Below are 15,781 nucleotides of genomic sequence, written 5' to 3'. Positions count from 1 at the left end.
GAAAAATATATGAGGATTTTAAAACAATCTCTTCTAGCATTAGTTTTATCAAGCCCTGCTATTTTATCTGCACAAACTGCGATAAAAGGAACAGTACAAGATAGCGCTAATAACACGGTTTTAGCTGGTGCAGATGTTTCGAACATTACAACAGGAGAATCGACAGTTTCTGATGAAAAAGGAAATTTTACATTAGAAGCGAACGATGGTGATATAATTGTTATCAGTTTTTTTGGTTATGACGATCAAGAAATAACTTTTGCGGGACAAACACAATTACAACTTCGTATGTCTAAAACGACAGAAAACTTGAAAGAAGTTGTTGTAATTGGATATGGTACAGCAAAAAAAGAAGATGTTACAGGTTCTGTAAATCAATTAAATTCAGAAGATTTCAATAAAGGATCAATCACTTCTGCACAAGAATTAGTGACTGGAAAAATCGCTGGTGTTGTGGTAACATCTGCTGGTGGAGCTCCTGGTGATGGACAAAACATTATCATTCGTGGTAATAGTTCGTTATCATTAAACTCTCAACCATTATATGTGGTAGATGGCGTTCCTTTATCTGAAGTAAATATTGGAGGTTCTCGAAATCCTTTGGATTTCTTAAATCCTAACGACATCGAAACGATGACTATTCTGAAAGATGCTTCGGCAACTGCTATTTATGGTTCTCGTGCTGCGAATGGTGTTGTAATGGTTACAACTAAAAAAGGTAAAGGGAAAAAATTCCGTTTTAACTATAATTCAGTTACATCAATTTATCAACCAGAAGGTTATATTGACGTAATGAATGCAGATCAATTCCGTGAATTGGTAAAATCTGTAGGAACAGCTGACGAAATTGCTCGTTTAGGTAATGCAAATACAGATTGGCAAAAAGAAATTTATAAAACTGCTGTAGGTTTTGATCACAATTTTAGTGCAACAGGAAATATTGGAGGTAAAATGCCTTCTCGTTTTTCTATTTCTAATACAGATCAAGATGGTATTTTGAAAGGAGATAACATCAATCGTACAACAGCTTCTATGAACTTGAGTCCATCTTTCTTAGATGATCACTTAAAATTTGAATTGAATGCTCGTGGTTCTTATATCGAAAATCAATTTGCAAACAGAGGTGCAATTGGAGCTGCTTTAGAGTACGACCCAACTCAACCAGTTTATTCTGGAGCAAATGTATTTGGAGGCTACCACACTTGGATGGATGGAGCTGTAAAACACAATTTAGCGCCAACTAACCCAGTTGCATTAATCAACGAAAACAGAGATACATCTGAAGTTCGCCGTTTTGTAGGAAATGCAAAAATGGATTATAAATTACATTTCTTACCATCTGTTACTGCAACGGTAAATGTAGGTTATGATATTTCTAATGCGAATGGGCGCAATGTAACGACTGCAAATATGCCAAGTTCTTCTTTGACTTGGGATGGTTCTAAAACAACTTTTAGTGCGCAATTCTACAACAAATTATTTGATGCATATTTAACATTCAACAAAGATTTTGGACAACACGGATTAACTGTTGTTGGAGGTTACAGTTATCAATACTTTAATACATACAACACCAATTACGATAGCGAATTAGAGCAACAAGGTTCTGATCAATTTCGTTTTGTAGACCGTGATCACTATTCTTTATTATCATATTTTGGACGTTTAAACTATAATTTTGATAATCGTTACATCTTAACAGCGACTATGCGTGCAGATGCTTCATCAAAATTAAGTCATGACAACCAATGGGGATATTTCCCTTCCGCAGCTATTGCATGGAATATTTCTAAAGAAGAATTCTTGAAAGGAAGTTCTGTTGTTAATGATTTAAAATTACGTGTTGGATATGGTAAAGTTGGTAATGTAAACGGGCTAGGAAACTTCCAATTCTTAACGCGTTATCAAGGATCAGAATCAACAGCTTATTATCAATTTGGCTCTACATTCTATCAAACTTATCGTCCTCAACCATTTAATGGTGATTTGAAATGGGAAATTTCTAGTACATTAAATGCTGGTATTGATTACTCTTTATTCAAAAATAGAATCTATGGTACATTAGACGTTTACAAGAAAAAAACAAGTGATTTGATTGCGAGTGTTTATGTAGATCCATTTACAAACTTTGGAAATATGATCGATAAAAATATCGGTGATATGGAAAATAAAGGAATCGAATTTAGCATCAATGCCGATATCGTAAAAACAAAAGATTTTGATTGGTCTTTTGGATACAACATCGCTTTCAATGATAATAAAATTGTCAACTTACCTACTGATAACTTAACAGGTGGTATCGATGGAGGAACTGGTAACAATATTCAAATTCAACGTGAAGGAGAAGAACCATTTAGTTTCTACGTATACAAGCAAATTTATGATGCAAACGGAAAACCAATCGAAGGAGCTTACGAAGATTTGAACAACGACGGAATCATCAACGAAAAAGACCGTTATATTCACAAAAGTCCTTTCGCAAAAGTAACAATGGGATTCAATACATTCTTCCGTTACAAAAATTGGGATTTAAGTGCAACTGCTCGTGCTAATATCGGAAACTATGCTTACAATAACATGGCTTCGTCTAAAGGTTACAGCAAAAAAGCGACAGGAAATGGTCAAAACTATTTATCTAATGTCCTATCAAGCTACTACAACACAGGTTTCACAAGTATCACAGAAACTAATTTGTTAAGTGACCACTTTATAGAAGATGCATCTTTCTTCCGTATTGATAACATTACATTAGGTTACAACCTAAAACAAGCGATCAAAGGATTGGATATTCGTCTTTATGGAGCGGTTCAAAACGTAGCTGTATTCACAAATTACAGTGGTTTAGATCCTGAAATTTACCGCGGAATTGATAATAGTTTTTATCCAAGACCGAGAACGTATGTATTTGGTTTAAATGTTAATTTCTAAGAAAACTACAATGAAAAAGATTAAAATTTCAACATATATTTTAGCAGCGGCATTGGCTTTCTCTGTTTCTTCTTGTCAAGATGATTTAGATTTAATGCCAAATGATCCAGATACTTATACACAATTTGATGTATTCAAAGATGCTGCTACAGCAAAATCTGCTTTAGCAAAAGTATACGCTTCTTTAGCGCTTACGGGACAAAAAGGTCCAGCGGGAAGTGGAGATATTCAAGGTATTGACGAAGGTGCTTCTCAATATACTCGTTTAATGTTCAACTTAAATGTATTGACAACAGACGAATCTATTGTTGGCTGGGGAGATCCAGGTTTACCAAACTTGCATGAGATTTCTTGGGGAGCAAGCAACAGTTTTGTTGAAGCAATGTATTATCGTTTAGCACAAACTGTTTCTTTCTCAAACTCATTTATTGCAAATGCTGAAGCTTTATCTAGCACAACTCCGGAAGTGAAAGAATATGTAGCTGAAGCGCGTTTCATTAGAGCATATGCTTATTATAGCTTAATGGATTTATATGCCAATGTTCCGTTAGTAACAGAAGTTTCTTCTGAATTACCAAAACAAAGCAATCGTCAAGAGATTTTCACTTTCGTTGAAAGTGAATTAAAAGCAATCGAAGCTGAATTAAAAGCTGGTCGCGCAAACGAATACGGACGTGTAGACAAAGCAGCTGCCGAAGCATTATTATCTCGTTTATATCTAAATGCAGAAACTTGGATTGGTCAAGCAAAATATACAGAGGCTATTACTTATTCTAAATTGGCTATGCAAGCTGGATATACGCTTAACACAACTGATGCAAATAAAAATGGTTCTGCTTATGACGAATTATTTTTAGCTGATAATAATACGAATGGCGCGCAAAACGAAGCTATTTTCGTTTTAAACTTTGACGGAAATAATTCTCGTACCTACGGAGGTTCCACTTTCTTAGTAAAAGCTGCAATCGGTGGAAAAATGACTGCTGCTGATTACGGTGTAAATGGTGGATGGGGAGGTCCTCGTTCTACAAAAGCATTGGTGAATCAATTTACAGATGCTGTTACAACAAAAGACAGTAACGGAAATCCAACTGCATGGAAAGATAAACGTGCAATGTTCTTTACAGACGGACAAACATTTGAGATTAATAACGTAAGTACATTTGGAGAAGGTTATGCTGTTTACAAATGGTCAAACAAACGTTCAGACGGAAAAAGTGCAAACGATGCAACAGGAGAATATGTTGACACAGATGTTCCAGTAATTCGTTTAGCAGAAGTTTATTTAAATTATGCTGAAGCTGTTTTACGTGGAGGAACTGGTGGAGACCGCGCAACTGCATTGAACTTAATTAATCAATTAAGAACTCGTGCATACGGAAATACATCAGGTAATATTACTGACGGACAATTAAACTTAGATTTCATTTTAGCTGAAAGATCAAGAGAATTGTACTGGGAAGGAACGCGTAGAACGGATTTAATTCGTTTCAGTAGATATACAAATAATTACAATTGGCCTTGGAAAGGTGGCGTTCAAAACGGAACTTCTGTAGATGCAACAAAAGTTATCTTCCCAATTCCAAACAATATTATTGTCATTAATCCAAACTTAACTCAAAATCCAGGTTATTAAGATGAAAAATTTTATAAAATATATTTCGTTAGCTTGTGCGAGTATTTTTGCCTTAAGCGCATGTAACGACGATGAAGATATCATCAAATTAGATCCTTCAACTTTTGTTGCACCGAAAGTAGAAACGCCTGCTTCATCAACAATTGAATTGTTAGAAGAAAATGCTGCAAATACAGCAATGACGTTTAATTGGAGTGCTGCAAATTATGGAACAAATACTCCTCCTAAATATGAATTACAAATTGATATCAAAGGAGATAATTTTAAAAATCATCAAGTTCTTTCTTCAACTTCAACATTAACAGCTGATGTAACAGTAAAAGAATTGAATTTAGCAGTTATTGCTTTAGGATTAGAACCTTTTAAAGAAGGAGAGATAGAATATCGTATTGTTTCTACAGTTGGTACACCTAGTTCTCAACAATTAATCTCTAATGTCAATACATTAAAAATAACACCATATCCAACAGATTTATCTACAAATTGGGGTGTTGTTGGTTCTGCTACTCCTAACGGTTGGGACGGGCCAGACGTTCCATTTTGGAAAACTGATGTTACAAATGTATTTGTAGCGTACACAGATTTAAAAGGTGGTGAAATCAAATTCCGTCAAGACAACAAATGGGAGTTAGATTATGGTGGATCTAATGGAAAACTTGAAAAAGGAGGTAAAAACATCGCAGTAGATGCTGGTACTTACAAGATAACTATGGACTTAACAAATCTAACTTATAAATTAGATAACTATTCTTGGGGATTAGTAGGTGACGCTACAGCAAACGGATGGGATGGTCCAGACCAAAAATTATCTTATGATGGAACTTTAGATGCTTGGACTATTACCACAACATTAAAAGATGGAGAATTTAAATTCCGTTTAAATAATGATTGGGGAACAAACTATGGTGGTACAAGCAACGCAGGAGAGTTAACAGATAAAGACGGAGCTAACATCAAAATAAAAGCTGGAAAATATAAAATCACAGCTAATTTCACAAAGAAAACTTATACAGTAGAAGCTCAATAAAATTTTTTCTCATCAACAATTAATTTTTTAAAAGCCATTAAAATTCAATTACGTTTTTTAATGGCTTTTTTTCTAAAACCACTCAAAACATGAAAAACATTCTATCTATTTTGATGCTTTTAATGGTAATATCTTTTACCAAAGCACAAATTACAACAACACCTTCACCGCCCGAAGCAAACCAAGCAGTTGTAATAAACTTTGATAAAATAGGAACAGGTCTTGCCAATTATTCGGGAGATATTTATGCGCATACAGGCGTAACTATTGATGGAAAACAATGGGAAAATATAATTGAAAGTTGGGGAAATAATACCACTCAACCCAAATTAACTTTCGTTTCTGGATCAACCTACAAATTAGAAATCCCTACATCTATTTATCAATTCTATGGAGTTGATACTTCTAAAAATATTACAGCAATAGATGTTGTTTTTAGAAGTGCAGATGGAAAACAACAAACTACGGATCTTTCTATTTCGGTAGGTTCTTTCAAAGTTACTTTAACTAATCCGCTCGAAAATTCAATTACAAATGTTTCTTCAGGATCAAGTTTTAACATCAAAGCGATAGCTACAAAATCTGCTAATTGGACATTATCTGCTAACGGAACTCAAATTGATGCATTAAATAATTCAACTTCTTTTGATAAAAATTATACCATTTTACAAAATCAGAATTATACATTAAATGCAACTTTTAATGGTCAAACAATAAGCAAATCTTTTACAATTAATATCAAACCAACGGTTAAAGATGTAGCCATTCCATCTAATTTACATGAAGGAATTAATTATTTGAATAATGATTTTACAAAAGCATATTTGGTTTTATACGCTCCACAAAAAGAGTTTATTCATGTGATTGGAAGTTTCAATAATTGGCAACTTTCTGATCAATATGTAATGAATCGTGATACAACAAACAAAGATTTATATTGGATTGAATTATCTAATCTTAAAGCTAATGAAATTTATACATTTCAATACCGTACAAGTGATGGAATCAAAACTGCCGATCCTTATTCGACTTTAGTTTTATCGCCTTATGATGATCCGCATATTACCGCAGCTACGTATCCAAATATGCCTGTTTATCCAACTGGACAACAATTTGAAGTTTCGGTTTTACAAACAAATCAAACAAAATACAATTGGAAAGTTTCCAATTTTGCTCGTCCAAATAAAGAAAATTTGATGATTTACGAATTATTAATTCGTGATTTCAATTCGACAAAAACGTGGCAATCTTTAATTGATGATTTTGACTATTTCAAAAAATTAAACATCAACGCTATCGAAGTGATGCCTGTAATGGAATTTGAAGGAAATATTTCTTGGGGTTATAATACCGCTTATCATCTTGCTTTGGATAAAGCTTATGGACCAGCAGATAAAATGAAAGAATTCATCGATTTATGTCATCAAAATGGAATTTCAATCATTTTAGATGTTGCTTTAAATCACGTTTATGGTCGTTCTCCGTTGGTTAGAATGTGGATGAATGATTTTGATGGAGATGGTTTTGGAGAACCAACCTCTACAAATCCTTATGTTAATCAAACCGCAAAACATAGTTACAATGTTGGTTACGACTTGAATCATCAATTAACGCCAACTCAAAATTATGTGCAACGTACATTAAAACATTGGATTGAAGAGTTCAAAATTGATGGTTTTAGATGGGATTTAACAAAAGGATTTACTCAAAATTGTACGCCTTCTGATGAAACTTGTACAAACGGATATCAAGCTGATCGTGTAGCAATTTTAAAGAAATATGCTGATATGCAATGGACAATTGATCCAAATTCTTACATCATTTTTGAGCATTTAGGAAATAATGGTTCTGCACAAGAAGAAACAGAATGGGCAAATTATCGCATTAACGAAGGGAAAGGAATTATGCTTTGGGGGAAAGCGACAAACAATTTCAATCAGAATACAATGGGATATGCTTCGGATAGCAATTTTGATTGGTTAAAACATACTGTAAAAGGTTTTACGAAAAAACATTTAGTTGCTTACGCAGAAAGTCATGATGAGGAAAGAATGATGTACAAGAATTTACAATATGGTGCATCTTCAGGAACCTATAATGTAAAAGATTTAAAAACTTCTTTAGAAAGACAAAAAGCTCTTGGTGCAGTTTTATTTACAATTCCTGGTCCTAAAATGTTGTGGCAATTCGGAGAATTAGGATACGATTACTCGATTAATCATTGTCAAGATGAGACAAATAGTGACGGATGCCGTACCAATCCAAAACCAATTCCAAGCGAAATTGGTTATTTAACAAATACTGATAGAAAATCTGTTTATGATGTTTGGGCAAAAATTATTGGACTTAAATTAAACAACAAAGTTTTCGAAACTGATAATTATACGATTACATCTGGCGATTTAAAACCTCGTGTTCAGATTACAAATAACTTATTATCAACTTCTGATTTATATGAAGTTATTGTGATTGCAAACTTCACTACAAGTACTCAAGCAATTGCGCCACTTTTTCCATTTGTAGGAAATTGGTACAATTTAATGGACGAAACAACGCTGAATGTAACCAATACAAATTCATCGTTTACAATTAATCTAAATCCAGGTGAATTCAGAATTTATGGGAATGCAAAAGCAAATTTATCAATGGACAATATCGAGGTTAAAACAGAGAAGATTTCTATAACTCCAAATCCAGTTTCTTCTTCTTTTTCACTAAATATTCATTCAGAAAAAGTAAAAATATATGATTTAACAGGAAAACTGGTCAAAGAATTTTCAGGAAAATTTTCAGCGATACATCAATTTAACATCAAAGAATTACCAAAAGGAATTTACATTCTTGATATTGAAGCTAAAAATGGAAAAATTGGAACGTCTAAATTAATTAAACAATAATTATCATTCTTTATGAAATAAAAAAACCTCATCAATTGATGAGGTTTTTTTGTTGCTTAAAAATTAAGCTTAATATTATATTTTTCGTAGAAATTTTTGATATGAGCAACGGCTTCTTCCGCTGTATCAACCAAACGGAAAAGATCCAAATCTTTCTCAGAAATATAACCTTCTCTCAAAACTGTTTCTTTGATCCAATCAATCAAACCTGACCAATATTCAGTTCCGACTAACACAATCGGGAAACGTCCTGTTTTCTTCGTTTGTACTAATGTCATCGACTCAAACAATTCGTCTAACGTTCCGAAACCTCCTGGCATTCCAATAAATCCTTGTGAATATTTCACAAACATTACTTTTCGTGCAAAGAAATAATCGAAATTAATTTCATACTCGCGGTCGATATATTTGTTCAATTCTGTTTCGAAAGGCAATGTAATTCCCAATCCAACAGAAGTTCCTCCACCCTTTTGCGCTCCTTTGTTTGCAGCTTCCATAATTGCAGGACCTCCACCAGTAATTACTCCAAAACCAATCTGTGTTAATCGGTATGCAATATCTTCTGCTAAAGCATAATATGGATGATCTGACGAAGTACGTGCCGAACCAAAAATAGACACACAAGGTCCTATTTTAGACATTACTTCGTAACCATTTACAAACTCTGCCATAATCTTGAACAACGCCCAAGAATCATTTATTCTAATCTCATTCCAATCTTTTGGTCGAAACGGAGATTGTATTCTATCGTCTTCTTTTTCTTTATCTGTCATATTATTTAAATAAAAAAACCGCAACAAAAATGCTACGGTTCAATATACAAATTTATTGTTTCTTAATGATTAATCTCTACTCATAAAAATTCTCAAAATATACCAGAACAATAACATTAATGAAGCAAATAACGACAATGCCGCTGCAACATATTGTTGTGTTCCGAACTCATATTTTAATTGGTGAGTGTTGTACAAAATTGCTCCACCAGCTAAGACGCACATTCCTACTGAGAACCATAATCCTAAATCGAACCCGAATAACATTCCTGCAATAATCAATCCAATTGCTAAGAAAAATCCTATAGTTAATGCTCCTCGTAAGATAGAGAAATCTGCTTTTGTTAAAAATACAATAGCTGATAATCCTACAAATAATCCGCCTGTTACAACGGCTGCTTGTTTTATCACATAAGTTCCGCCATAATACAAGGCAATGTAAAGCATTGGCACAAAGATTAAAGCTTCTGCAACTATGTATAAAAAGTAGCCTAAATATTGTTTAGATTTTGAAATCGATCCGTACGCCATTTTTTGTGCAACCCATGTAATTCCCATGAAACCTGCTAGTAAAATAAGCCAAAGATATCCAGAAGTTAAACTTAACATAAAGCTCACTAATGCTTCTGATTTTAACATCAAAGATTCGATTAAAACAAATACCAAAACTCCTCCAGCAACGTGTCCGTAAGTATGTTTATAGAAATTTGCCCTTTCTACGCTTGTTGCTTCTGCAACCAATTGGTTTTGTTGATATACGTGTTGATTTTCCATATTCGTAATTTTTATAGGTTTTTCAAATTCAATTTATAAGGCTAAAATACTAATTTTAAATTATTTCTTAACTCACTATTTTCTGTGAATTTTTGACTGATTTTATCCAATCGATTAATCCAATAAATGATAAAATCAACAAGACAATATATTGCACCGAAGTGATGACTGCTCCTTTGTAAATCATTAATGGAATCATGATTAAATCGCCGATAATCCAGAAATACCAGTTGTCAATTTTTCGTCTCGCCATCATCCACATTCCAATCAAAAAAATAGCAGTCGTCGATGCGTCTATAAAATCAATTTTGGTATAATGTAATTTACATTGATTGATAAAACTGAAATCAAACCCGTTTTGAATGACTGGACGGAAATAATAAATCGTCAAAATAAAGAGAAAACTCAACGCGAAAAGTAACGTTGCGTACAGATATTCTTTCTTCGTTGCCCATGATACGTCAACATGTTTATGATCGGCTTCGAGATTTTTTTGCCACAAAATCCAACCATAAATCGCCATCGAAGTATAGTAAACATTAATAATCGTCTCACCATATAATCCCCAATTAAAAAATAAATAAATGAAAATAAACGTCGAAATAATTGTAGTTGGATAAACCCAAATATTGCGTTTGTAGGTATAATAAACTGAAATAATTCCGAACAACGTTGCTATCGTTTCTAGCAAGATATTCAGCGTAGAATAAGTTTTGTAAGGCGCAAGGATGTAATCAATAAAATCGTTCATTGTTAAGTTGTGAGTTAAAAATAATTCATTCTAAATCGTAAATCAAAAATCTAAATTCGTAATTTCTAACTTCGATCTATTCATAATCCAACACCCAAACCAAATAATATTCACCAATCATTTTATAGAATGCATGATATTTTCGAGATTTCACATCATCCGAAATCCAACAAATAAATTGTTTATTCTCTACTAATTCAAATTCTTCTGCACGATAATGATTCAGAAAATTCCAAAGATTTCCACCATTCAATTTGTACAAACCTTCTTTCATTCCCCAAATCACATGCAAATATTCAATTTCATGCTCTTGCGGAATCCAAGCTATTTCATCTGGACGCGCAAATTTATGTTTGATGTTCAAAATTTTTCTTGGTCGAGCCAATTCAATATCAATCCCAATATTATATTCGCTCACGCCAACAGAAACCAATCCATAGGAATGTGTGATGGAAATTTCTTTATTTGTAGGCAAAAAAGGTTTTCCACGTTCGTCATAATTTACATCATAATCCAAGTCCAATTTCTTTAGACAAGCGCGCAAACCAAGATATTCTCTGGCCTGTTTAGGTCGAAGATTATTATATTTTTCTATTCTATAATCCTCTAAATGAAGATATTCTAATAATTCTTCATTCGATTCTGTTACATTCCACGTAATAATGCGGGTATGTTTAAAATCGTTAATATAATCGATAACGGGCATTTTATTAATCGAAATTTGTTTGTAAATTTGTTCCTTATAAACTTTAAAAAAAAGTTAGTTAAATATATCAATTGATGGATACAAAAACGCAATACATTCCATACAAAGTTAAAGATATTTCTTTAGCTGAGTGGGGAAGAAAGGAAATTACGTTGGCTGAGGCAGAAATGCCTGGGTTGATGGCTATCCGTGAAGAGTACAAAGCTGCTCAACCTTTGAAAGGTGCTCGCATTGCAGGTTGTCTACACATGACAATCCAAACTGCAGTATTAATCGAAACGTTGGTTGCTTTAGGAGCTGATGTTACATGGTCGTCATGTAATATTTTCTCTACACAAGATCACGCTGCTGCTGCAATTGCTGCTGCTGGGATTCCTGTGTATGCTTGGAAAGGGATGAACGAAGAGGAATTCGATTGGTGTATCGAGCAAACATTATTCTTCGGAGAAGATCGCAAACCATTAAACATGATTTTGGATGATGGTGGAGACTTAACGAATATGGTGATTGATCGTTACCCAGAATTGGTTGCTGAGATCAAAGGATTATCAGAAGAAACAACTACGGGTGTACACCGTCTTTACGAAAGAATGGAGAAAGGTACATTGCCTATGCCTGCAATTAACGTAAATGATTCTGTAACAAAATCTAAATTCGACAACAAATACGGATGTCGCGAATCTGCAGTAGATGCTATCAAACGTGCTACTGACTTGATGATCGCTGGTAAACGTGTTGTAGTTTGTGGATTTGGTGATGTTGGTAAAGGTACAGCGGCTTCTTTCCGTGGTGCTGGAGCAATTGTTACAGTAACAGAAATCGACCCTATTTGTGCTTTACAAGCATCTATGGAAGGTTACGAAGTAAAAAAATTAGATACAGTGGTTGCAAACGCTGATATCGTAATTACGACTACTGGTAACTTTGGAATTGTACGTGCAGAGCATTTCGAGAAAATGAAAGACAAAGTAGTTGTGTGTAACATTGGTCACTTCGATAACGAAATCGATATGGCTTGGTTAAACGGAAATTACGGAAACACGAAAGAAGAAATTAAACCACAAGTTGACAAATACAACATCAACGGAAATGACATCATCATTTTGGCTGAAGGACGTTTAGTAAACTTAGGTTGTGCAACAGGACACCCTTCTTTTGTGATGTCAAACTCTTTCTCTAACCAAACTTTAGCTCAAATCGAATTGTGGACAAATTCATCAGCTTACAAAAACGAAGTATATACTTTACCTAAGCATTTAGATGAAAAAGTTGCAGAATTGCATTTAGCTAAATTAGGAGTAGAATTAGAAGTTTTATCTCAAGAACAAGCAGAATACATTGGTGTAACGGTTGAAGGACCATTTAAACCAGAATATTATAGATATTAATTAATTTTAATTCAGAATTTTTATTTGAAAAAAGAAAAAAGCACTTAACTATATGCCCTCGCCCTGAACAAGCGAGGGCTTTTTTGTTAGTCTTTATTTCCAAATAGACAAACAACGCTTAATCATTTTTAAAATATTATCTTTAAATCATTATTGAATAATTTTTATTACTGATTATGATTAAAAAATGTTTACAACTTGGATTCGTTTTAATTGGTTGTTCCTCACTTTTTGCACAAACCGAAAAACCTTCAGAAATATTCTGGAAAAATCTCGAAAAACATTGCGGTAAAGCTTACGAAGGCAAATTGCCTGAACATATTACGCGCGATGATTTTGCAGGTAAAAAATTGACCATGCATGTAAAAAGTTGTTCTGCAAACGAAATTAAAATTCCGTTCAATGTTGGTGATAATTATTCGAGAACGTGGATTTTGACTAAAAAAGATGGAATCATCACGCTAAAACACGATCATCGTCACGAAAATGGAACTTCGGAAACAATTACATTTTATGGAGGAACAAATACAAATTATGGTTTCAAAAATTTCCAGATGTTTCCTGCCGATCAAGAAACTGCAACCTTAATAGATTATGCTTCTACAAATATTTGGTGGATTACCTTAGATGATAAAACGTTTAGTTACAATTTGCAAAAAGCAGGTTCTAAAACACCTTTCAACGTCTATTTTGACTTGACAAAAGAAATTGAAACTCCGCCAGCATCTTGGGGTTGGGCAACACCACGATAATAAAAGAGCTGAAAAGCTCTTTTATCTTTTTATCAATAAATCAGCGTTTACAGATGGTTTTGCTCCCAAAGGATTTTTCTCAAAACCTCCATTTGTCGTTAAGTTTCTTGTAAATCCATTCGACAAAATAACACCACTTAAACAAACAAATTCATCAACCAATCTTTTTGTCATCAAAACACTTATATAAAATTCGTCATTATAACTAATGTTATCATCGGTTAAATCAAGTTTGTACGATTGATTTACAATATCACTTGGAGAAATCTCAATATTATTCTTTTCAAAAAATACAGTATCAACAGGAGTATTTTTAGACGATTTATATAGTTTTAAATTAAATTTTAAACTTTCTTCTTTTGGAGGATATGAAAAATTAAAATTAATCGCTTTTACAATAAAATCTTTCTTAGGAGCATTCACCTGAATAAAACTTTCTATGATCGGTTTATTCCATTTTACACTATCTTTTATTGTAGAAAATTGAAGACAAATACTTTTAGATTTTGTTTCTGGACCAACACGTTTCAATCGAAATTTGCTTTTATCATACAAAATCGTTTCATGCAATTCTATCGTATCTTTTTTATAATCTTGCGCATTTGCAAACGTTATAAAACATAAAAAAAGGAAGTAAATTTTTGTCATCTATTTGGTTTTTAAATCATTTATCAATTTTATAAAATATAGATGTTCAAAATTCACAAAGGTTACACAATAACATGTTAAAGTTTTAATTCTAACATTAAGAATAATCTTATTATCACATCATTTTTTTTGCATAATTTTAATAAAAACTGAAATTTGAATGAAAATTAGATTATTACTTTCAATAATTTTTGTGTTTACTTTTTTACTAACTCATGCACAAAAAAAAGAACTTTCTTTGGCCGAAAATGTAAATAAAGAGACAATTTCATTTCAATTTATCAAGAATTTAGTTATTGTTCCAATTACATTCAATGGTCATCAAATGAATTTCATTGTAGATTCTGGTCTTAAAGAAACTATTTTATTTAGCCAATACGACGAAACAATTAATAAAAATAATCTCCGTCAAGTAAACTTAAAAGGTTTAGGAAAAGACAACATCGATACCAAAGGATTTTTTTCATCAAATAATCAAATCGAGATTGGTAAAAATTATTCATCAAACAATATGGATATTATCGTGATACAAGACGAGAATTTTAATCTTTTTTCTCGCTTAGGACTTGATGTTCACGGTATAATTGGTGCAGACTTTTTCAAAAATCATCCAATTCAAATAGATTATGCAAAAAGAAAAATTACCATTTATAAATCTATTCTTGAAGTTAAAAATTTAAAAAAATTTCAATCAAATCCATTAGAAATAAATCCAGAAATAAAACCTTTTACAACTGTTGATTTTACGCATCAAACAACTTACACGAATCAAAAAATGTTGATAGATATCGGAAATAGTGATGGTTTGTGGCTTTTCGAGAATCAAATTGAGAATTTAGCACCTTTACAATATGTATTTTCGGATGAATTGGGCAAAGGTTTCAATGGTTCGATCAATGGAAAGCGTGGAGTTATTTCATCTACTAACCTTGGAAAATATAAACTAGAATTTCCTTTAATTGCCATTCCAGATATCGAATCAATCCAATATCTTAATTTAAAAAATAATCGAAAAGGCTCTCTTGGAAATGAAATTTTGAGAAGATTTACAATTATTTTAGATTATAAAAATCAGTTGTTTTATTATAAACCCAATCGAAATTTCAAAGATGCTTTCCACTACAACAGAAGTGGATTAACGATAATTCACGATCAATTTGAATGGAAAAATGAAAAAATAAATATTGTATCACAAAATACATCTATATCTGAATATAATTCTATCACGACAAACAAAGTTAACTATCAATATGTGATGAAACCTGTTTATAAAATAGAAGCAGTTCGTAAAAAATCGAATGCAGATTTAGTGGGTTTGAAAGCAAATGATATACTTACAAAATTGGATGGAAAACAAGTGAATAAAATGAGTTTAGATGATATCGAAAAATTTATGATTAAAAATGAATTTCAACAAATTTCAGTAGAAATTCTCCGAAATAATGTTCCGATGAAATTTAAGTTTATCCTCGATATTCCGTATTAAAAAAAGAGTAACTTT

General features: G+C 32.6%; 12 protein-coding genes. 7 read left to right on the top strand and 5 right to left on the bottom strand.

The features are described 5' to 3' along the window. Positions 1–9: 9 nt before the first annotated feature. The 4 genes from N5D90_RS05105 to N5D90_RS05090 all read left to right on the top strand — a co-directional run bounded on the left by N5D90_RS05105 (position 10) and on the right by N5D90_RS05090 (position 8,488). Positions 10–2,928: a SusC/RagA family TonB-linked outer membrane protein gene (locus N5D90_RS05105; protein ID WP_280061787.1), complete on the top strand. Its 2,919-nt coding sequence runs from the start codon at positions 10–12 to the stop codon at positions 2,926–2,928. Positions 2,929–2,938: 10 nt separating this feature from the next. After that, complete coding sequence (locus tag N5D90_RS05100; RefSeq protein ID WP_280061786.1) at positions 2,939–4,564, top strand: RagB/SusD family nutrient uptake outer membrane protein; 1,626 nt, start codon at positions 2,939–2,941, stop codon at positions 4,562–4,564. Between the two features lies 1 nt (position 4,565). Next, a complete protein-coding gene (locus tag N5D90_RS05095; protein WP_280061785.1) occupies positions 4,566–5,591 on the top strand; it encodes a SusE domain-containing protein in 1,026 nt (341 codons plus the stop codon). Between the two features lie 89 nt (positions 5,592–5,680). Further along, on the top strand, positions 5,681–8,488 hold the full coding sequence (locus N5D90_RS05090) for an alpha-amylase family glycosyl hydrolase (RefSeq protein ID WP_280061784.1): 2,808 nt from the start codon (positions 5,681–5,683) through the stop codon (positions 8,486–8,488). Positions 8,489–8,544: 56 nt separating this feature from the next. Here N5D90_RS05090 and N5D90_RS05085 read toward each other — a convergent pair whose 3' ends face one another. The 4 genes from N5D90_RS05085 to N5D90_RS05070 all read right to left on the bottom strand — a co-directional run bounded on the left by N5D90_RS05085 (position 8,545) and on the right by N5D90_RS05070 (position 11,492). After that, entirely contained in the window at positions 8,545–9,261 is a 717-nt protein-coding gene (locus N5D90_RS05085) for a TIGR00730 family Rossman fold protein (RefSeq protein ID WP_038331032.1), read from the bottom strand. A gap of 69 nt (positions 9,262–9,330) precedes the next feature. Further along, on the bottom strand, positions 9,331–10,035 hold the full coding sequence (locus tag N5D90_RS05080; protein ID WP_280061783.1) for a Bax inhibitor-1 family protein: 705 nt from the start codon (positions 10,033–10,035) through the stop codon (positions 9,331–9,333). A gap of 67 nt (positions 10,036–10,102) precedes the next feature. Next, positions 10,103–10,786, bottom strand: a complete 684-nt coding sequence (pnuC, locus tag N5D90_RS05075; RefSeq protein ID WP_280061782.1) for a nicotinamide riboside transporter PnuC — start codon at positions 10,784–10,786, stop codon at positions 10,103–10,105. A 76-nt stretch (positions 10,787–10,862) separates the two neighbouring features. Continuing rightward, positions 10,863–11,492 (bottom strand): 4'-phosphopantetheinyl transferase superfamily protein, encoded by a 630-nt coding sequence (locus tag N5D90_RS05070; protein WP_280050754.1) that lies wholly within the window; start codon positions 11,490–11,492, stop codon positions 10,863–10,865. Positions 11,493–11,566: 74 nt separating this feature from the next. Here N5D90_RS05070 and ahcY point away from each other — a divergent pair, with 74 nt between their 5' ends. After that, positions 11,567–12,880, top strand: a complete 1,314-nt coding sequence (gene ahcY, locus N5D90_RS05065; protein WP_038331025.1) for an adenosylhomocysteinase — start codon at positions 11,567–11,569, stop codon at positions 12,878–12,880. A gap of 176 nt (positions 12,881–13,056) precedes the next feature. After that, complete coding sequence (locus N5D90_RS05060) at positions 13,057–13,632, top strand: hypothetical protein (RefSeq protein ID WP_114998808.1); 576 nt, start codon at positions 13,057–13,059, stop codon at positions 13,630–13,632. Between the two features lie 21 nt (positions 13,633–13,653). Here N5D90_RS05060 and N5D90_RS05055 read toward each other — a convergent pair whose 3' ends face one another. After that, positions 13,654–14,280: a hypothetical protein gene (locus N5D90_RS05055; RefSeq protein WP_280061781.1), complete on the bottom strand. Its 627-nt coding sequence runs from the start codon at positions 14,278–14,280 to the stop codon at positions 13,654–13,656. A 160-nt stretch (positions 14,281–14,440) separates the two neighbouring features. Between N5D90_RS05055 and N5D90_RS05050 the strand changes: the two genes are divergently transcribed. After that, complete coding sequence (locus tag N5D90_RS05050; RefSeq protein ID WP_038331018.1) at positions 14,441–15,766, top strand: aspartyl protease family protein; 1,326 nt, start codon at positions 14,441–14,443, stop codon at positions 15,764–15,766. Positions 15,767–15,781 lie beyond the last annotated feature (15 nt).

Origin of the sequence: Empedobacter sp. GD03797 (assembly GCF_029842105.1) — a bacterium.
Classification (GTDB): Bacteria; Bacteroidota; Bacteroidia; order Flavobacteriales; family Weeksellaceae; genus Empedobacter; species Empedobacter falsenii_C.
The sequence above is the reverse complement of the archived record's forward strand: the minus strand, read 5'-3'. Positions and strand labels throughout refer to the sequence as shown.